16 protein-coding genes are annotated in these 19,462 nt (G+C 48.5%); 13 read left to right on the top strand and 3 right to left on the bottom strand.

The genetic code is table 11. The features are described from left to right. Nucleotides 1-238: 238 nt before the first annotated feature. The 4 genes from H6A28_RS02680 to H6A28_RS02665 all read left to right on the top strand — a co-directional run bounded on the left by H6A28_RS02680 (nucleotide 239) and on the right by H6A28_RS02665 (nucleotide 6,206). Nucleotides 239-1,021: a Cof-type HAD-IIB family hydrolase gene (locus H6A28_RS02680; RefSeq protein WP_204478727.1), complete on the top strand. Its 783-nt coding sequence runs from the start codon at nucleotides 239-241 to the stop codon at nucleotides 1,019-1,021. Between the two features lie 174 nt (nucleotides 1,022-1,195). After that, on the top strand, nucleotides 1,196-3,619 hold the full coding sequence (locus H6A28_RS02675; protein ID WP_204478726.1) for a TonB-dependent receptor: 2,424 nt from the start codon (nucleotides 1,196-1,198) through the stop codon (nucleotides 3,617-3,619). 32 nt (nucleotides 3,620-3,651) lie between these two features. Continuing rightward, the gene (locus H6A28_RS02670; RefSeq protein ID WP_204478725.1) at nucleotides 3,652-5,073 is read left to right on the top strand and encodes a DUF4374 domain-containing protein; all 1,422 of its coding nucleotides are present in this window, start codon (nucleotides 3,652-3,654) and stop codon (nucleotides 5,071-5,073) included. A gap of 8 nt (nucleotides 5,074-5,081) precedes the next feature. Beyond that, nucleotides 5,082-6,206: a PepSY-associated TM helix domain-containing protein gene (locus tag H6A28_RS02665; protein WP_204477200.1), complete on the top strand. Its 1,125-nt coding sequence runs from the start codon at nucleotides 5,082-5,084 to the stop codon at nucleotides 6,204-6,206. On the opposite strand, the gene H6A28_RS02660 is transcribed toward H6A28_RS02665, so the two are convergent. Continuing rightward, the gene (locus H6A28_RS02660) at nucleotides 6,196-6,921 is read right to left on the bottom strand and encodes a class I SAM-dependent methyltransferase (protein WP_204477204.1); all 726 of its coding nucleotides are present in this window, start codon (nucleotides 6,919-6,921) and stop codon (nucleotides 6,196-6,198) included. The two genes, H6A28_RS02665 and H6A28_RS02660, sit on opposite strands and share 11 nt — an antisense overlap. A gap of 169 nt (nucleotides 6,922-7,090) precedes the next feature. Here H6A28_RS02660 and argR point away from each other — a divergent pair, with 169 nt between their 5' ends. From argR to H6A28_RS02635, 5 genes are all read left to right on the top strand, one after another. Beyond that, nucleotides 7,091-7,567, top strand: coding sequence for an arginine repressor (gene argR, locus H6A28_RS02655; protein ID WP_204476552.1), 477 nt, complete (start codon nucleotides 7,091-7,093; stop codon nucleotides 7,565-7,567). A 22-nt stretch (nucleotides 7,568-7,589) separates the two neighbouring features. Continuing rightward, entirely contained in the window at nucleotides 7,590-8,159 is a 570-nt protein-coding gene (locus tag H6A28_RS02650; protein WP_204476550.1) for a GNAT family N-acetyltransferase, read from the top strand. 79 nt (nucleotides 8,160-8,238) lie between these two features. Next, nucleotides 8,239-9,447, top strand: coding sequence for an argininosuccinate synthase (locus H6A28_RS02645; protein WP_204476548.1), 1,209 nt, complete (start codon nucleotides 8,239-8,241; stop codon nucleotides 9,445-9,447). After that, a complete protein-coding gene (gene argC / locus H6A28_RS02640; protein ID WP_204478724.1) occupies nucleotides 9,444-10,412 on the top strand; it encodes an N-acetyl-gamma-glutamyl-phosphate reductase in 969 nt (322 codons plus the stop codon). The genes H6A28_RS02645 and argC overlap by 4 nt, the downstream gene beginning before the upstream one ends. 144 nt (nucleotides 10,413-10,556) lie before the next feature. After that, a complete protein-coding gene (locus H6A28_RS02635; RefSeq protein ID WP_204476544.1) occupies nucleotides 10,557-11,681 on the top strand; it encodes an aspartate aminotransferase family protein in 1,125 nt (374 codons plus the stop codon). A 73-nt stretch (nucleotides 11,682-11,754) separates the two neighbouring features. Here H6A28_RS02635 and H6A28_RS02630 read toward each other — a convergent pair whose 3' ends face one another. Beyond that, nucleotides 11,755-13,185 carry a sialate O-acetylesterase gene (locus H6A28_RS02630; protein WP_239465227.1) on the bottom strand — a complete coding sequence of 477 codons (1,431 nt, stop codon included), beginning with the start codon at nucleotides 13,183-13,185 and terminating at the stop codon, nucleotides 11,755-11,757. 418 nt (nucleotides 13,186-13,603) lie between these two features. On the opposite strand from H6A28_RS02630, the gene proC reads away from it, so the two are divergent. Both proC and H6A28_RS02620 read left to right on the top strand, forming a co-directional pair. Beyond that, nucleotides 13,604-14,377: a pyrroline-5-carboxylate reductase gene (proC, locus tag H6A28_RS02625; RefSeq protein ID WP_204476542.1), complete on the top strand. Its 774-nt coding sequence runs from the start codon at nucleotides 13,604-13,606 to the stop codon at nucleotides 14,375-14,377. A gap of 58 nt (nucleotides 14,378-14,435) precedes the next feature. Beyond that, nucleotides 14,436-14,663: a hypothetical protein gene (locus H6A28_RS02620; protein WP_204476540.1), complete on the top strand. Its 228-nt coding sequence runs from the start codon at nucleotides 14,436-14,438 to the stop codon at nucleotides 14,661-14,663. A gap of 2 nt (nucleotides 14,664-14,665) precedes the next feature. Here the strand turns inward: H6A28_RS02620 and H6A28_RS02615 are convergent, their stop codons facing one another. Beyond that, nucleotides 14,666-16,015, bottom strand: coding sequence for an MATE family efflux transporter (locus H6A28_RS02615; protein WP_204478723.1), 1,350 nt, complete (start codon nucleotides 16,013-16,015; stop codon nucleotides 14,666-14,668). Between the two features lie 176 nt (nucleotides 16,016-16,191). Between H6A28_RS02615 and H6A28_RS02610 the strand changes: the two genes are divergently transcribed. Next, nucleotides 16,192-18,357: an alpha-N-acetylglucosaminidase gene (locus tag H6A28_RS02610; RefSeq protein ID WP_204478722.1), complete on the top strand. Its 2,166-nt coding sequence runs from the start codon at nucleotides 16,192-16,194 to the stop codon at nucleotides 18,355-18,357. Nucleotides 18,358-18,392: 35 nt separating this feature from the next. After that, nucleotides 18,393-19,460 carry an acyltransferase family protein gene (locus H6A28_RS02605; protein ID WP_204476535.1) on the top strand — a complete coding sequence of 356 codons (1,068 nt, stop codon included), beginning with the start codon at nucleotides 18,393-18,395 and terminating at the stop codon, nucleotides 19,458-19,460. The last annotated feature ends 2 nt before the right edge of the window (nucleotides 19,461-19,462 follow it).

Here is a 19,462-nt window from a genome sequence, read left to right as displayed (position 1 = left end):
TTCTTTACGTTTCCGCACCGGGAAACGTAGGTTTTCCAAGGCAGAAACGTACGGTTTACGGGTGAGAAACGTAGGGTCCCGCCATGGAAAACGTAGAAAACGCCCCTCCTCTTATGCATTATTCCACCGGAGATTTGGAAAAAGAAAATAGGCATCCATCTGCGATTATAAAACGCTTTATGTACCTCCCCTTTCATTTATTCCGTATCTTTGCACGGACTTTTAATGCACAAGACAAATGATAAAAGCGATATTCTTTGACATCGACGGCACACTGGTTTCTTTCCAGACCCACACCGTACCTGCCTCTACCCGCAAGGCCTTGCAACTTTTAAGAGAAAAAGGCATCAAGGTATTCATTGCCACCGGACGCCCCAAATCGTTAATGATGGAAGCCGTAGGCGACCTGGACTTCGACGGATACGTCACCCTGAACGGAGCCTACTGTTTCACCGCCGACGGGCAGGACATCTACAAAGGCTGTGTGCCGCAGGAAGACATCGAACGCCTCATCCGCTACCAGCACACCCACCCGGAAATGCCTTTCGTCTTTGTGCACGACAATACCTGGTTCCTGACCCACGAAAACGAGGCCGTCCGCGAAATTGCCCAACTCATTCACATCGGTATTCCGGAAATCCTTCCCATTGAAACAGCCCGGGACAAGGAAATCCTGCAAATCATGGGTTATTTCCCGGAAGAGAAAGACGAGGAAATCTTCGGTAGCGTACTCACGCACTGTGAACCAATGCGCTGGCATCCGCTCTTTGCCGACATCATTGCCCGAGGCAACAGCAAAAGCCACGGTATCGACCAGATACTGACTTTCTACGGCATCGACCTGCGAGACACCATGGCCTTCGGAGACGGCGGCAACGACATCCCGATGCTGAAGCACGTGGGACTGGGTGTAGCCATGGGGAATGCGGCTCCTCACATTCAGGCAGTAGCCGATTACGTAACCACCTCAGTCGACGACGACGGCATCCTGCAAGCCTTGCAGCATTTCCACATTCTATAACCTCCGTAGGCTCGTAATCCGTAGGATAGAAGGAAGTATAAGCAGGCAATACCCACAATTAGGTATTTATACTCTGTCTAAATTACCCACATTTGGCGATTGACCTGTCCGTACCAGCAGCCTAATTTTGCACACAGAAAATTAGTGCAAAACAACAAATACGGATTACATTAAATGAGCAATTTATTTTTTTCGTGGGGAAGCAAAAACATAAAGTGGAGAGTACTTTTTTTGTTATGGTTAGTAGGTGCATGCTCACTCGCTGCACAAGGTCGTTCTCTTTTATCCGGGAAAGTACTTTCCTCGGACAAAAGCATCGTCGACTTTGCCACGGTATATCTGAAAGGTACACAATACGGTTGCACGACCAATGAGAAAGGCTTGTTCCACCTGAAAGCGCCTGCCGGAAAATACACGCTGGTGGTTTCGGCCATCGGTTTTGAGACAGCAGAAAAAGAAGTAGAAATCCAGGCCGACGGACGCAGCCGTCAACACATCATCCTGAAACCTTCCGTGACCGAACTGGAAGAAGTGGTAGTGGTTTCCAGCGGAGTGGGACGTGTCAAACGGTCGGCCTTCAATGCGGTGGCTGTAGATACCAAGGAACTGCAAAACTCTACCAAAAACCTGAGCGAAGCGCTTCAGAAACTTCCAGGAATGAAGCTGCGCGAATCGGGCGGTGTAGGCTCGGACATGCAATTGATGCTCGACGGCTTCAGCGGCAAGCACGTAAAAGTATTTATCGACGGTGTACCCCAGGAAGGAGCCGGAACCGCATTCGACCTGAACAACATTCCGGTAAACTTTGCCGAACGTATTGAGGTGTATAAGGGAGTGGTACCCGTAGGTTTCGGGACCGATGCCTTGGGAGGTGTCATCAACATCGTGACCAACAAACAGAGACGGAACTGGTTTCTGGATGCCTCGTATTCCTACGGTTCGTTCAATACGCATAAATCGTATGCCAACTTCGGACAGAGTTTCAAGAATGGACTGACATATGAAATCAACGCATACCAGAATTACTCGGACAACAATTACTACATTGACAACTGGGTGGAGGAATTCAATCACGAAAACAACACATCCATCAGCGACGAAAGCCACATCCAGCATGTGAAACGCTTCAACGATACCTTCCACAACGAGGCAGTCATCGGAAAAATCGGCGTGACAGGCAAGAGCTGGGCCGACCGATTGATGTTCAACGTGGCCTATTCACATTTCTACAAAGAGATACAAAACGGCGTGTACCAGGAAATCGTGTTCGGACAGAAACATCGTCACGGATTCTCGGTCGTACCTTCAGTGGAGTACCGCAAAAGCAACCTTTTCACCAAAGGACTGGATGTGACAGTGACGGCCAACTACAACCACAATCTGACGACCAACGTGGATACGGCCATGTACAAATATAACTGGTTGGGCGACCGCATCCCCCGCTCGACCGCCGGCGAACAGAACCACCAGTTCAGCGAGCAGATTAACACCAATTGGAACGCCACGTTCACGGCCGTGTACCGACTGGGCAAGATACATTCCTTTACGTTTAACAACGTGTTCAGCACCTTCCGCCGTACAGGCCGTAGCCTCATCGAAAAGAACTCGGTACTGGAAGACTTTGATGAGCCTACCAAAAACCGGAAGAACATTGCCGGTCTCTCCTACCGCCTGATGCCTTCGGAGAAATGGAACCTGTCGGTTTTCGGCAAACATTACTACTCATTCAGCGAAGGTACGGTACAAATCAGCGACAACAGTGTAGGGAATGACACCCGAGTATCACAAAGCGTCAACTCCTTCGGATATGGAGCAGCCGGCACGTATTTCCTGCACAAAGATGTTCAGCTGAAGCTTTCGTACGAGAAGGCACTGCGCATGCCCAGCACCCAGGAATTGTTCGGTGATGGTGACCTGGAAGCAGGAAAAGCCAACCTGAAACCGGAACGCAGTGACAATGTAAACCTCAATGCCAGCTACAGCAAGCAGTGGGGTAAACACGGTCTGTATGCAGAAGGGGGACTGATTTACCGTAACACACAGGATTACATCAAACGTGACCTGTCTACGGTAGGTGGTACCAGCTACGGTAGCTATACCAACCACGGACGGGTAGAGACCAAAGGATTCAACGTATCCCTCCGTTACAGCTATAGCAACTGGTTCAACATGGGAGGTACGTTCAACAACCTCGACATCCGCGACAAGGAAAAGAAGCGGGCAGCCAGCAGCGGACAGAATGCCCTGACTTATGGGCAGCGCATCCCGAACCTGCCCTACCGCTATGCCAACATTGATGCCAACTTCTCCTGGCACGACTTGTTTGCCAAGGGGAATACCCTGACATTAGGATGGGATTGCTTCTACCAGCACGATTTCCCCTTGTATTGGGAAAAGTTCGGCGACTCTTCTACGAAAATCCGGGTACCGACCCAGCTTTCACACAACCTGTCGCTGGGCTACAGCATCCGCAACGGACGCTACAACCTCTCACTGGAATGCCGGAACCTCACGGACGAGAAGCTGTATGACAACTTCAGCCTGCAAAAAGCTGGACGGGCTTTCTATGGCAAGTTCCGTGTTTATTTTGGAAATTAATTCACCCTTATCACAATCAAAAATACAAGTATATGATCACTAAAAACTGGATGTACACACTGGGCTTACTCTGCATGGGAAGCCTGTTCACAAGTTGTCAGAAGGAAGACAACGACCCCACCTTTCAAAGCCACAACAACTTCAAAGGAAATTATGTCATTCCGGTCACTGCCGGAGGTACCTCTTACCTGCTCACGGCAGAAAGTCTGGACGAAGGAAAGATTTCGGTACTCAACAACGGAAAAGAATTCCAGGAACAGATTTCTTACTGGATTTTCTATGACCAGAATTATTTCTTCGGCATTAAATACAACGACGGTTCACAAGGCACCGGAGGCTGTTACTACCTGGATGCAAACAATGTACCTCAAAAGAAATACAACTATACTTTCAACCGCTTCACGACTTACGGCACGTGGGGCGACAACATAATTACCGTATCGACCGGCAACACCAAACAAACCGACGACAAAGGCAATGCAGCCCAAGGCTTCCTGTTCAACTATCTGAACGCCAAAACCGGAACCACCAGCACCAACCAGAAAGATATCTTAGCAGAAAACTACCTGGGCAACGGCGAGAAAGTGACCATGGCCGGATTCGTAGAAGCCAACGGAAAACTTTACACGTCCATCATCCCGATGGGTATGAGTCACTACGGTGTAAATACCTGGCCTGATAAGGTACTGAGTCAGGACTATGTGGCTACCGGTGACGGAGGAACCGGTAGCGGCAAATACACCGCCGGACAAATTCCGTCGACCCAGTACCCGGACAACGCCTACATTGCCATCTACAGCGGCAGCAGTTTCGACGAAACCCCTGTCATTGCCCAGACGGATAAAATCGGTTTTGCCTGCGGACGCATGCGCTCTCAATATTACCAGACCATCTGGAGTGACGACGACGGCAACTTGTATGTCTTCTCCGGAGGATACGGACGTACGGCCACCCAACCGGCAGCCAATGCCAACTTAAAAGCCAAGGTACAAGGCAAACTTCCTTCGGGAGTGGTCCGTATTCCGGCCGGAAGTACCCACTTCGACGAGTATTACTGCAATCTGGAAACCATGGAAGGTGCTACCGGACACCCGCTGTTCCGTTGCTGGCATGTGGGCGGTGACTATTTCCTGCTCAACAATTACGGATGCAGCATAGAGGAAGTGACCACCCTGGGTGTCAATGCACCCAAGAATGAGCTGGTTATCTTCAAAGCCAGCGAGCAAAAACTAATTGCTATCACGGGACTACCCGACAAGAACCTGATTTCTTCTTTCGGAAATGCTCCTTATCTGGAACACAAATATTTCTACTTACCTGTACTGACCACCGAAGAAGGGGCCACTCCCACTTTTTATAAAATCAATCCAGAAACAGGTGAAGCAGTCAAAGGACTGGAAGTGGAAGCCGACGAAATTACGACGGTAGGTAAAATCGCATTAACCGCGCAATAACCTAAAAAATGAGAAAATTATTCGGAAAAATACATCGATGGATCTCCATCCCGTTGGGAATCATTCTTTCGGTCATCTGCTTCTCGGGTGCCACGCTGGTCTTCGAGAAGGAAATCACCCAGCGGTTGAATCCACGTATATATAAGGTGGAAGTACCGGAAGGAGAAGCGACTCTATTACCTCCTTCGGAACTGGTAGCTCGCCTGAAGACACAGATTGCCGACTCGTTGAGGCTGAGTGCCCTCCAATACGGGGGCGCAGCCGACGAACCCGTCATGGTCACCTTCCAGAATGCCGGAAAGAAAAACTTGAGCGTGAATCCTTATACGGGAGAGGTGAACGGATGGACCAAAAGCTATCCGTTCTTCCAGACCATGCGGAAACTGCACCGTTGGCTGTTAAATCCACCTTCCCAAAAAGGAGCTTCTTCTACCGGAAAAGTAATCGTCGGCATCTCCACCTTACTGATGGTCGTGATTCTGGTAAGCGGACTCATTATCTGGTGGCCACGTACCCGGAAGGCCTTGCACAACCGGTTGCAGGTATCCTGCACCAAAGGCTGGCGCCGTTTCTGGTACGACAGTCACGTGACGTTGGGATTCTACTCCACCCTCTTCCTGCTGGTTATGGCCCTCACTGGCCTCACCTGGTCGTTCGGGTGGTACCGCTCATTTGCCTATGGGCTTTTCGGAGGCACTATTACCTCGTCCGCATCCTCCCATTCCCACGCTGCCCCACAGAAGGCACACGGCACGCATACGAAAGGAAAAAACAAGACCCACATAGACTACAAGGTTTGGGATGAAGCCTTCCAAAAGGTACAAACCCAATACCCCGGCTATGCCTCCCTCCGTATCGAAAAAAACAAGATACAGGTGAACCAAGGGCACAACCTGCGGCGAACAGATACCGTAGAGTTCAATCCAGAAAACGGAGCACTCACCCGAATCATCACCTCGGCAGATACGCCTCGCTCCCAAAAGCTGAAAGGCTGGTTTTATGCCTTCCACACTGGAAGCTGGGGAGGAATTTACACCAAAATCCTCTATTTCCTGGCAGCCTTCATCGGGGGAGTACTTCCACTCAGCGGATATTACCTTTGGTGGAAAAAAAGACGAAGACCTACAAGGTAAGTCGGGCCAGGTAGTCATAATGACTGCCTTCTTTCACCAACTCGGCCTTGAAGCCATATTGGGAAGCATACAGACTCAATGTATTGAAATCCACATACAGCCAGTCGAATGCTTCCCCTTTTATTTGTTTATACTGCATTCGGAAATCCAACTGTCCGTAATAATCGGCTGCCAAATCGACCACAAAGCTGCCGTCTTCTTCCTCGAACAAGTACCGCAAGTCGCTGGAATCCATCAGAATACATCCACCGGGATTCAACAACAGCTTCATCCGCTGGAAGAAAGTTCCGAAATTTTCCACCCGGCCAATAATGCCCGAACCGTTCATCAGCATCAGGATGGTATCGAAACGTTCCGCAAAATGGGGATCGAACAAATTCACTAACTTTGCGTCCACCCCACGGGCCTGCATCACCTCTACTGAAAGCGGAGATATATCGATGGCTAACGATTCCTTTCCCAATTCCTTCAAGGCCAGCGAATGACATCCGCTACCTGCACCGACATCTAAAATTTTTCCTTTTGCCAGATTCAAAGCAGTCTGCTCCAGCACCGGCATGTGCGCATACGTGCGAAACAATTCCTTCACCGGAATCTCATCTTCCTCAAACTGGGAGGAAAACACCCTCAGTTTGCCGGCTTTCCCCGTCTTGAAATACTCATATATCGCAGCCCCCATCGGGTCTTTTTCCTTTTGCAAGATTGTAGTCTCCATATTTCTCTTTTTCTATAAAACTGCACAAAGATACAAAACAAATTCCGTTTTGGTTATTTATTCATTGTATTCATGCATTTTTCAGAAAACCCCCCTAAAAAAATAAGAATTTATGCATGATATTCAAAATATATCTGTATTTTTGCAGCCACAAAAGAATAATTATACAATGAAGAACAAGAATAGCAGACTTGATTCCATTAAAATGATTATCTCCAGCAAGGAGATTGGAAGTCAGGACGAACTCTTACAAGAGTTGACGAAAGAAGGATTCCAATTGACACAAGCCACCTTGTCGCGCGACTTAAAACAACTGAAAGTGGCTAAAGCTGCCAGCATGAATGGGAACTATGTATACGTGTTGCCGAACAACACTATGTACAAACGTATGACCGAGCCGCAGAAGGCCAGTGAGATGCTGCGACACAATGGTTTCATCTCTATTGAGTTCTCCAACAACATCGCCGTAATCAAGACTCGCCCCGGATATGCCAGCAGCCTGGCTTACGACATTGACATGCACAACTTCCACGAAATTATCGGTACCATTGCCGGCGACGACACCATCATCCTTGTGGTTCGCGAAAACTGTACCCGTACGGAAGTCAAGCATGCTCTTTCTACTATCATCCCGAATATAAACTAATTATAATAGAATAAAAACAAGAATGGAACCTACTAAACAAATTGATGTAATGGTAGCCGACGCCTCACACGAGGTTTACGTTGACACAATATTGGACACGATTAGAGAAGCAGCTAAAGTCCGCGGTACAGGTATTGCCGAACGTACACACGAATATGTAGCTACCAAGATGAAGGAAGGAAAAGCCATCATCGCCTTGTGCGGAGACGACTTTGCCGGATTTACTTACATCGAATCATGGGGTAATAAACAATATGTGGCTACCTCCGGATTGATTGTACACCCGAAGTACAGAGGTCTGGGACTGGCCAAACGTATCAAACACGCTTCTTTCACCCTGGCTCGCCTGCGATGGCCGAAAGCCAAGATTTTCAGTCTGACTTCTGGAGCTGCCGTCATGAAAATGAATACGGAACTGGGATACGTACCTGTCACTTTCAATGAACTGACTGACGATGAAGCATTCTGGAAAGGATGCGAAGGTTGCATCAACCATGAAATCCTGATGGCCAAGAAACGTAAATTCTGTATCTGCACCGCCATGCTTTACGATCCGGCCCTGCATACAGATGACAAAGTGAACAATTTCTAAAATACAAAAATAACTGAAGACGAAGCCTTCCCCTCCTGAAACCAGCCCAGGAAGACTTCTCCTTAAAAAGATAAGAACCATGGAAGAAAAGAAAAAAGTTGTCGTTGCTTTCAGCGGCGGATTGGATACATCTTTCACCGTGATGTACCTGGCAAAGGAAAAAGGATATGAAGTATATGCGGCATGTGCCAATACCGGCGGATTCAGTCCCGAACAGTTGAAGAAAAACGAAGAAAATGCATACAAATTAGGAGCCACAAAATATGTCACTATCGACGTAACTCAGGAATACTATGAAAAGAGTCTGAAATACATGGTATTCGGTAACGTGCTCCGTAACGGAACCTACCCTATTTCTGTAAGCTCTGAACGTATCTTCCAGGCGCTGGCCATTGCCCGCTATGCCAACGAAATCGGTGCACACGCCATCGCGCACGGTTCTACCGGTGCTGGAAACGACCAGGTACGTTTCGATATGACCTTCCTGGTAATGGCTCCGGGTGTGGAAATCATCACCCTGACTCGTGATATGGCATTGAGCCGTGAATATGAAATCAACTACCTGAAAGAACACGGATTTGAAGCCGATTTCACCAAACTGAAATATTCTTACAACGTAGGTATCTGGGGAACTTCTATCTGCGGCGGTGAAATTCTGGACTCTACCCAAGGCCTACCAGAAAGTGCTTACCTGAAACAAGTCAGCAAGACAGGCAGCGAACTGCTGAAACTGGAATTCAAGAAAGGGGAATTGTATGCGGTTAACGGGGTCATCTTCGACGACAAAATCAAAGCCATCCAGAAAGTGGAAGAAATCGGTGCAGCTTACGGTATCGGACGTGACATGCACGTAGGCGACACCATCATCGGTATCAAGGGACGTGTAGGTTTCGAAGCAGCCGCTCCGATGCTGATTATCGGTGCCCACAAGTTCCTGGAAAAATATACACTGAGCAAATGGCAGCAATACTGGAAAGACCAGGTAGCCAACTGGTACGGCATGTTCCTGCATGAAAGCCAGTACCTGGAACCGGTAATGCGTGACATCGAAGCCATGCTGCAGGAATCTCAGCGTAACGTCAACGGAACAGCCATTCTGGAACTTCGTCCATACTGCTTCTCTACCGTAGGCGTAGACTCTAAAGACGACTTGGTAAAGAACAAGTTCGGTGAATATGGTGAAATGCAGAAAGGATGGACAGCTGAAGATGCCAAAGGCTTCATCAAAGTGCTTTCTACTCCGCTTCGTGCATATTATGCAAACCATAAAGACGAGGCCAATATATGATTAAAGTAGGAATTATAGGAGGTGCAGGATATACAGCAGGCGAACTGATTCGCCTGCTCATCAACCACCCGGATGTAGAGATAAAATTCATCAACAGTTCCAGCAATGCCGGTAACAAGATTACCGATGTGCACGAAGGGCTGTATGGGGAAACCGATTTGGTATTCACCGACGAACTTCCACTCGACACCATCGACGTGCTTTTCTTCTGCACGGCCCATGGAGATACAAAGAAGTTCATGGAAAGCCACAACGTACCCGAGGACTTGAAAATCATCGACCTCTCCATGGACTACCGCATCAAATCGGACGACCACGACTTCGTATACGGTCTGCCGGAACTGAACCGCCGGACTATCTGCCAAAGCAAGCACGTGGCCAACCCGGGATGTTTTGCCACTTGCATCCAGCTCGGACTGCTGCCGTTGGCCAAACACCTGATGCTGAACGACGACATCATGGTCAACGCCATTACAGGAAGTACCGGAGCCGGTGTCAAACCGGGAGCTACCAGCCACTTCAGCTGGCGTAACAACAACCTCAGCATCTACAAACCGTTTGCCCACCAGCACGTACCGGAAATCAAGCAATCACTGAAGCAGTTGCAGAACAGTTTCCATTCTGAAATCGACTTCATCCCTTACCGAGGTGATTTCCCGCGCGGCATCTTCGCCACCATCGTGGTAAAGACGAAAGTGGAACTGGAAGAAATCGTGAAAATGTACGAAGAGTACTATGCAGAAGATTCCTTCACCTTCGTCGTGGACAAGAACATCGACCTGAAGCAGGTGGTCAACACCAACAAATGTTTGATTCACCTGGAGAAGCACGGTGACAAGCTGCTCATCGTTTCCTGCATCGACAACTTGCTGAAAGGTGCCAGCGGTCAGGCAGTACACAACATGAACCTGATGTTCAACCTGGAAGAAACCGTAGGAGTGAAACTGAAACCAAGCGCATTCTAACCAACAAGTCCTCTATCCATAGGAAGAACGAGAGCTTATCGCCTTTCTCGTATCTTCCCGCAGGACTGTAAAAACATAAATTAATGAAGAATAAGTTCTGAAAGAGATTTCATCTTATTCTTCATTCTTAATCTTAACAGAAGTATGAAATTATTCGACGTATATCCCCTCTTCGATGTCAACATCGTCAAAGGAAAGGGCTGTCATGTATGGGACGACAAAGGCCAGGAATACCTCGACCTCTACGGAGGCCATGCCGTAATCTCCATCGGCCACGCACATCCCCACTACGTGGAAGCCATCAGCAAACAAGTAGCTACATTGGGATTCTATTCCAATTCTGTCATCAACAAACTGCAGCAGGAAGTAGCCGACCGCTTAGGAGCGATCAGCGGCTACGACGATTACCAGCTTTTCCTGATTAACTCCGGAGCAGAAGCCAACGAAAATGCCTTAAAACTGGCCTCTTTCTACAACGGACGTACCCGCGTCGTCTCTTTCGCCAAAGCATTCCACGGACGTACTTCACTGGCAGTAGAAGTGACTAACAACCCCAAAATCATTGCTCCTATCAATGACAACGGCCATGTCACTTACCTTCCTTTGAACGATACGGAAGCCCTGAAAGCCGAACTGGCCAAGGGCGATGTCTGTGCCGTGATTATCGAAGGCATTCAGGGTGTAGGTGGTATCCAGGTACCCGACACCGATTTTCTGAAAGCCATGCGCCAGGCCTGCGACGAAACCAATACCGTGATGATTGTGGATGAAATCCAGTCAGGTTACGGACGAAGTGGTAAATTCTTTGCCCATCAGTACAGCGATGTCCGTCCGGACATGATTACGGTAGCCAAAGGTATCGGCAACGGCTTCCCAATGGCAGCCGTACTGATCAGCCCGAAATTCACCCCGGTGTACGGTCAGTTGGGAACTACCTTCGGAGGCAATCATCTGGCTTGTGCCGCCGCCATCGCCGTTCTTGATGTGATGAAGGAAGAAAACTTAGTTGAAAATGCAGCCAAAGTCGGTGCCCACCTGCTGGAAGAACTGAAACACTTCAAAGGCATCAAGGAAGTACGTGGACGCGGCCTGATGATTGGACTGGAATTTGAAGAGCCGATCAAGGAACTCCGCAAGCAACTGCTGTTCGAACAGAAGGTATTTACCGGAGTCAGCGGCACGAACGTCATCCGTCTGCTTCCCCCGCTTTGCCTGAGCATGCAAGAAGCCGACGATTTCCTGACCCGTCTGCAACATCTTATCAAATAAGATACACACAAAAATCTCCTTATTCCGCCGAAAAAGCACGAATAAGGAGATTTTTTATTTTAGTTCCTCCGATTTATTCCCAGTCGTCCGTACGGAACGGATACAACGGCAACTCACGCAAATTGGCCACATTGCCCGGCTGGAAATCGCGGAAACAGTAACGCACGGCTACGGGCTGTGCTACCTTGTCGCAGGTCACTTTTATCTGCCGGTTGTTGAAAACTTCTGCTTTTGCCGGATAGAACACCTTGTCGCTTCCGGCTACTTCAAAACCTTCCATCCCCGACAAGCGGTTGAAACCTTCCTCCGCATGGTCGAACGAGAGAATCACTGCTCCGTCTTTCACTTCCATTGACTTATAAACCGGCCCGTATGCCTCAATACCTGGCACATGATACGTCCTGCTCAAAGCCATATAAGCCAAGCGTTTCCCCACATCGGTCTTGTTTTTCGGATGTATGTTCTTGATTTCATAAGGCTGTACCAAGTCGTTGGTCGAAATCATGCCACTGTTCGGAATGAGTGCCTGTGCCTTGAACTGTGCCTCACGCAGATAGGCACAACCGGTGGTCTCTGTGGAATTAAACGGAGCAATCTCCACATAATAGAACGGCAATTCGCCCAGTCCCCATTCCTTGCGCCAAAGCTCTACCATTGTTTTCAGGCGTTCACCATAAGTTTTGTGTTTTCCGACATTCGATTCGCCCTGATACCACAGGAAACCTTTAATCGTATAATTCTGTAACGGTTTCAGCATGCCGTTATACATCAATGTCGGACTCTTGTAATGCCACCAGTCATGTCCGTCTTCCTTACGGATATCCTTCTGCAAATCGATATCAGGATACTGAGACACAATTTCTCGCGGCAACCAACCTTCTACGGTCGACCCTCCCCAACTGCAATTGATAATGCCGACAGGAATATCCAGTACCTGGTTCATCATCATGGCAAAATTGAAAGCCGTGGCACTGAAAGCCGGTGCATTCTCCGGATTGCTCACTTTCCAGCTTCCCTTACACTCGTCAACAGGCTGCAGCTGTCCATTCTTTTCCACGGTGGCTACCCGGATTCCCTTCCACTTCGAGGCAGTGGCAATGGTTTCATTGGCTCCGGCTATCGAACAATTCTCAAAACCCCGCAAAGGCATTTCCATGTTCGACTGTCCCGAGCAGAACCACACTTCTCCTACCAGCACATTGTTCAGTTTCACTTCCTCTCCATCGGAAATGGAAATTGTATAAGTCTGGTAACTGGCCGTAGGTGTCTGGATTTTAGCCACCCACTTTCCTTCGGCATCGGCAGTCACCTTATACACCTCTTGGTTCCACGACGGACGGATGCTCACTTCGGCATTGGCCTTCGCCTTGCCCCACAGACAAGCCTCAGTCTGTTGTTGCAGCACCATGTTGTCACTCACAATGTCGGGCAACGTCACCTTGCCCCACGCACCAACCTGCATCAGCAGCAGGCAGGCACTTACCATCCATTTCTTTGTTTTCATGCTATTTCTTTCAGGTTTTACGTTCTTCACAGACATTCCTTTCCGCACAAAACGCGGAGCGGAATGCCTTACAAAGATAATGCATCTCTTGCGAATTCGCTTGGTACTTTTTTATTCAAGTTTTTCCTAAAACTTTCCAATGACGCTATATTTTCCCCCACATCTCCTTGCATTTTCTACGTTTCCCCATGCGGAGACGTACGTTTCCCGGTGCAGAAACATACGTTTCGGCCATGAGAAACGTACGTTTTCCTTAAGGGAGACATAAAAAACAAACAGGAAATAACGTATAAATGCCCGTATGTTTCACTAAATGGCTACGTTCCTTCCTCCGAACGGTCAAAATAAATTCCATTATATAGTCAAACTCCCATTTTTAATTATAACTTTGCGAATATAGAACTCAAACCTGAAAAATATGAAAGTAGCGATTATCGGAGCCGGAAACATGGGAGGTGCCATTGCCCGTGGACTGGCCAACGGACATTATATCCAGGCACAACAGATAACGGTATCCAACCCCAGTGCCGGAAAACTGAATGCGCTGAAAGCGGAATTTCCAGCCATCCACGTGACACACTCCAACAAGGAAGCGGCCGAAGATGCCGACATTGTCATCATCGCTGTAAAGCCTTGGAAAGTGGAAGAAGTGCTGAAACCTTTAAGACTGAGACATCCGCAAATCTTGGTATCCGTAGCTGCCGGACTGACCATTGAAGACCTGGCGCATTTCGTAGACCCGGAGATGCCGATTTTCCGCGTCATCCCGAACACGGCTATCTCAGAAGGCGCCAGCATGACCCTGATTGCCGCACGCAACGCTTCGGAAGAGCAGGTGGCAGGCATGACTTCCCTGTTCAACGAAATGGGACGTTCCATGCTGATTGACGAGAAACTATTTGCGGCTGCCACCTCATTGACATCCTGCGGCATCGCTTACGTGCTGAAATACGTGCAGGCCGCCATGCAGGCAGGAGTAGAACTTGGCATCAAACCTCACGATGCACAGACCATGCTGGCACAGACCCTGGAAGGAGCTGCCCAACTGTTGCTGAACAACGAGCACGCCCATCCGGCCACTGAAATTGAAAAGGTCACCACTCCGGGAGGAATCACCATCAAAGGCATTAACTCACTGGAACACGACGGATTCACCTCGGCGATCATTCGTGCCATTAAGGCCAGCCTCTAAAAACGATACAGGGAGCTTCATGCTCCCTTTTTATTTCCTAACCTAAAATCAAATCGACATGAAAAACAATATCCTTATCACGATGGGCATCCTCGTATTGCTGGGCATCGCCATACAAGGTGTTTTCGGAATTATCACAGGAGTACTCCTCTCTGCCATCTTAGGAATTATTTACGGGGCCGTCAAGAGGAACAAGCAGTTCCTGCATTGGTCGGTCATCGCATTGACCATCGACATTCTCTGCATCATCTTTTTCTATTTCTGCCTGATTCAATCGGGTATGTAGCCTTACTTCACAAATCCCTTTTTGGCCCATTTCAGGCTGTTCCAGCGTTTCACGAAGATAAAGGCACGGATGTTCTCATCGAGCAGGAAGGCACACCACATACCCACCAGTCCCCATCCCCAATGGATGCCGAGCAAGTAGCTCAACCCTACGGACACTGTCCACTGTACGACCAACCCTACATAGAAAGGGAAATTCACATCGCCCGCCGAACGCAAGGCATTCGTGGCATAAATGTTCACGGCACGTCCAATCTCCACAATCACATCGACTATCAGGATGGTCACTCCCAACCGGATGATATTCTCGTTCTTGGTCAGCAGACTGAAGATGGTGTGCCCGAAAATAGCCCAGATACATGAGAGTATCAGAGAGACCAGAATAGACAGACGCATCACGTATTTTCCCAACAGATAGGCCGCACGTATCTTCTTCTGCCCCACCAGATGCCCGATACTGATGGCTCCACCTTGTGCCATAGCGATGGCAAACAGGTAAACAAACATGGTGGTATTGACCGTATAGGTACGGGTAGCCAGTGAATCATTTCCCAAAATATTGATCAGATAAGTAATCACCACCTGCGAGAAGCTGTACGACATGTTCTCTCCGGCGGAAGGCAATCCCACCTTCAACAGGTTTTTCAGTTCTTTCCAAGGGAAAGGCCGGAAAAGAGCCAACGGGAAAGAAGGAATATGTTTCTTGAAAAGAATGACAAACAACACCACCATGCTGACTCCTCGGGCCACCGAAGTGGAAATGGCCGCTCCTTCCGCTCCCAAGGCCGGAAATCCGAACTTACCAAAAATCAGGGAATAGTTGCCGATGATGTTCATCACATTGACCAACACCGTAACCAGCATGGGATAGATGGCCTTGTTCGCACTACGAAGTGAAGCAGAGATGGTCAGCGAGATGGCCTGGAAAAAAGCAAAGGCTCCCACAATTTCCATGTAACCGATACCGTACTTCAACAATTCCGGACGCAATCCCATCCATCCTAACAACGTAGCCGCCCCATAATGCAAAATGGCACTGACCAGTACACCTACCACCAAATTCAGCAGCAAGGCCACTCCCACCACCTGCACCATTTTATTCTTCAGTCCCGCTCCAAGGTACTGCGAGCACAGCACGGAAGTACCGATATTGATCACCTCGAAGATGAGGAAAGCAAACATCACAATCTGGTTGACCACTCCTACTGCCGCCACACTCTCATCCGAGTACTGGCTCAGCATGATGGTGTCTACCGCCCCCAACATCATGATCAATAAAGTCTCTATAAAAATAGGAATCACGAGCTTCGTCAAGCCCTTCCGAATGTTTGTTTGTTGAATAGCCTGTTCCACGTGTTTACTCTCTAAAAACGTGGCAAAATTACAATATTTACCGCAGAGAGCGTCTTGACATAAGTCAATTTCAAGGCAGAAACCCCACAATGCACTATTTTCCCCCTTTTCTTGACTATTTTCCCCCTTATGTTACTTATAAAGTATGATTTTTGTAACACTTAAAAATGAATATTATGAAATCCAAACGATTTTTACTTATCCTTTTAGCATGTGTTTGCATTCCATTCAGCTTATGGAGTAATCCTGTCGACGGACTTTTGGAAAGAATTTGCCCGGGGTCATCCCACAAGTTCATTATACAATTACAAAAAGGAGGAAACGACTTTTTCGAACTTGACCAGAAAGGCAACAAAGTCGTCATCCGCGGTAATAATTATGTAAACATCGCCACCGGCCTCAACTGGTACCTGAAATACTACGCAGGCATCCATCTTTCCTGGAACGGAATGACCGCCCAGTTGCCGGAAAACCTACCGAAAGTATCCACTCCGGTCCGCAAGGAAACCAACCTCTCCCTGAGATACGATTTCAACTATTGCACCTATTCTTATACGATGGCATTCTGGGACTGGAGCCGTTGGGAAAAGGAAATCGACTGGATGGCTTTGCACGGCATCAATCTTCCACTCGCAGCCGTAGGTGAAGAGTGTGTATGGAAGAACATGCTGACCAAATTAGGCTATACGAAAGAAGAAATCAATAAATTCATTGCAGGGCCTGCTTTCCTGGCATGGTGGGCCATGAATAACCTGGAAGGATGGGGTGGTCCCAATCCCGACAGTTGGTACACACAGCAAGAAGCCTTGCAGAAAAAGATTCTGAAACGTATGCGTGAATACGGTATCGAACCGGTATTCCCGGGCTATTCCGGTATGGTTCCCCACGATGCCAATAAAAAACTGGGATTGAATGTCACGGAACCGGCACTATGGAACGGATTCACCCGTCCGGCCTTCCTGCTTCCTACAGATGAACGATTCAATGAAATTGCCTCCTTATATTATAAAGAACTGGAAAAATTATTCGGCAAAGCCAACTACTACTCCATGGACCCGTTCCATGAACTTGAAGATGCAGGAAGCGTAGATTTCGATGCTGCCGGAAAAGCCGTGCTTCACGCCATGAAGGCAGTCAATCCGAAGGCCACATGGGTCATTCAGGGATGGACAGAAAATCCGCGTCCGGAAATGATCAAGAACCTGAACAACGGCGACATCCTGATTCTGGATTTGTTCAGCGAATGCCGCCCGATGTGGGGTATCCCTTCCATCTGGAAACGTGAAAAAGGTTATGAACAGCACGACTGGCTGTTCTGTATGCTAGAAAACTTCGGAGGCAACATAGGCTTGCACGGACGTATGGACCAGCTGCTGAACAATTTCTATCTTACCAAAAACAATCCGCTGGCGGCCCACCTCAAAGGTATCGGCCTGACCATGGAAGGCAGTGAAAACAATCCGGTGATGTTCGAACTGATGTGCGAACTTCCCTGGCGCCCGGAGAAATTCACCAAGGAAGAATGGCTGAAAGGCTACATCAAGGCCCGCTACGGCACGTACGATGAAACGGTGGCCAAAGCATGGGACATCCTGGCAAACGGCATCTATAACTGCCCGTTCGGCAACAACCAGCAGGGTACTCACGAATCCATCTTCTGCGGCCGTCCGAGCCTGAACAACTTCCAAGCTTCCAGCTGGTCAAAAATGGAAAACTATTATGACCCGACTACCACCGAAGATGCGGCCCGCCTGATGCTGGAAGCAGCCGACAAGTTTAAAGGAAACAACAATTTTGAATATGACCTGATAGACATCGTCCGCCAGTCTTTGTCAGACAGAGGACGTATCGTCTACAACCAGACAGTAGCCGACTTCAAGAGCTTCGACAAGAAAAGCTTCGCGGCTCACTCTCAGGAATTCCTGAACATCCTGCTGGCTCAAGATCAACTGCTGGCTACCAGAAGCGAATTCCGTGTGGGACGCTGGATTGAACAGGCCCGCAGTCTGGGAACTACTCCTGCCGAAAAAGACCTGTATGAATGGAACGCCCGCGTACAAATCACCACCTGGGGCGACCGTGTATGTGCCAACGACGGAGGTCTCCGCGACTATGCCCACAAAGAATGGAACGGGATACTGAAGGATTTCTACTACAAACGCTGGGCAGCCTACTGGCAGACACTTCAGGACGTATTGGATGGAAAACCGATGGTAGAGCTGGACTATTATGCCATGGAGGAACCGTGGACAGTGGCTCACAACCCGTATCCGGCAAAAGGAGAAGGTGATTGCATCAGTGTAGCGAAAGAAGTTTTCAACGAGGTATTTAAAGATAAATAAAGAATCGGGAAGTAACCTTAAAACAGAAAAACACCATGAAACGACTCTTGTCACTCGATGTATTACGCGGCATTACGGTATGCGGCATGATTCTGGTAAACAATGCCGGAGGCTCCGTTTCGTATGCCCCGTTGCGCCACTCCGTATGGAATGGCCTGACTCCGTGTGACCTGGTCTTCCCGTTCTTCCTGTTCATGGTAGGTATTTCCACTTACATTTCTCTTCGGAAATTCGACTTCAGGTCCTCGCACGAGGTCGTCAAAAAGATTTTCCGGCGGACTTTCCTTATCATTCTCATCGGACTCGGCATCGAATGGTTCGGCTATGCCTGCAAAGGAGAATTTTTCCCGATAGACACGCTTCGCATCCCCGGTGTACTGCAACGCATCGGTTTGTGCTACGGCATTGTGTCGCTGATGGTCATCTACATCCGCCACAAATACCTTCCTTGGATTGCGGGTGGTTTGCTGGTAGTCTATTCCATTCTCCTGCTGGTGGGGAACGGCTATGCCTGCGACGACACCAACATCTTGGCCGTTGTCGACAGAAGCATTTTCGGGGAAGCCCATCTTTATAAAAAGAGTCCGATCGATCCGGAAGGACTGATGGCCACCTTATCCGCAGTAGCCCACACCCTCATCGGCTTTTTGTGCGGCAAGCTGTTATTGGAAAAGATTCCCGTAAGTCAACGGGTTGTCAAACTCATCACAGTGGCAGCGATGATGCTGGCAGTCGGTTATATCCTTTCCATCTGGATGCCTCTCAACAAACGAATCTGGTCTACAAGCTTTGTTTTCGTAACCTGTGGATGGGGCTCCTTGCTGCTTGCCTTGCTCATGTATGTAATCGACGTAAAGGAAGTGAACAAAGGCTGGACTTTCTTTCTGGTTTTCGGCATGAATCCGCTCTTCCTTTACGTACTCAGTGAAGTGGTAGCCATTGCCTTTTCTCAATGGGGCATTCGAAAAGCAATTTACGAAGGCATTCTGGTCGTATTCACGGACCCATATTTCGCTTCCCTCATCTATGCGTTGCTTTTCTGTTCCCTCATGTGCATCACAGGCTATATCCTACATCGAAAAAAAATCTATATCAAGATATGATT

Source organism: Bacteroides mediterraneensis (assembly GCF_016900355.1).
Lineage (GTDB): Bacteria > Bacteroidota > Bacteroidia > Bacteroidales > Bacteroidaceae > Phocaeicola.
Note: the sequence above shows the minus strand (reverse complement) of the source record. Positions and strands in the feature narration are given on the sequence as shown.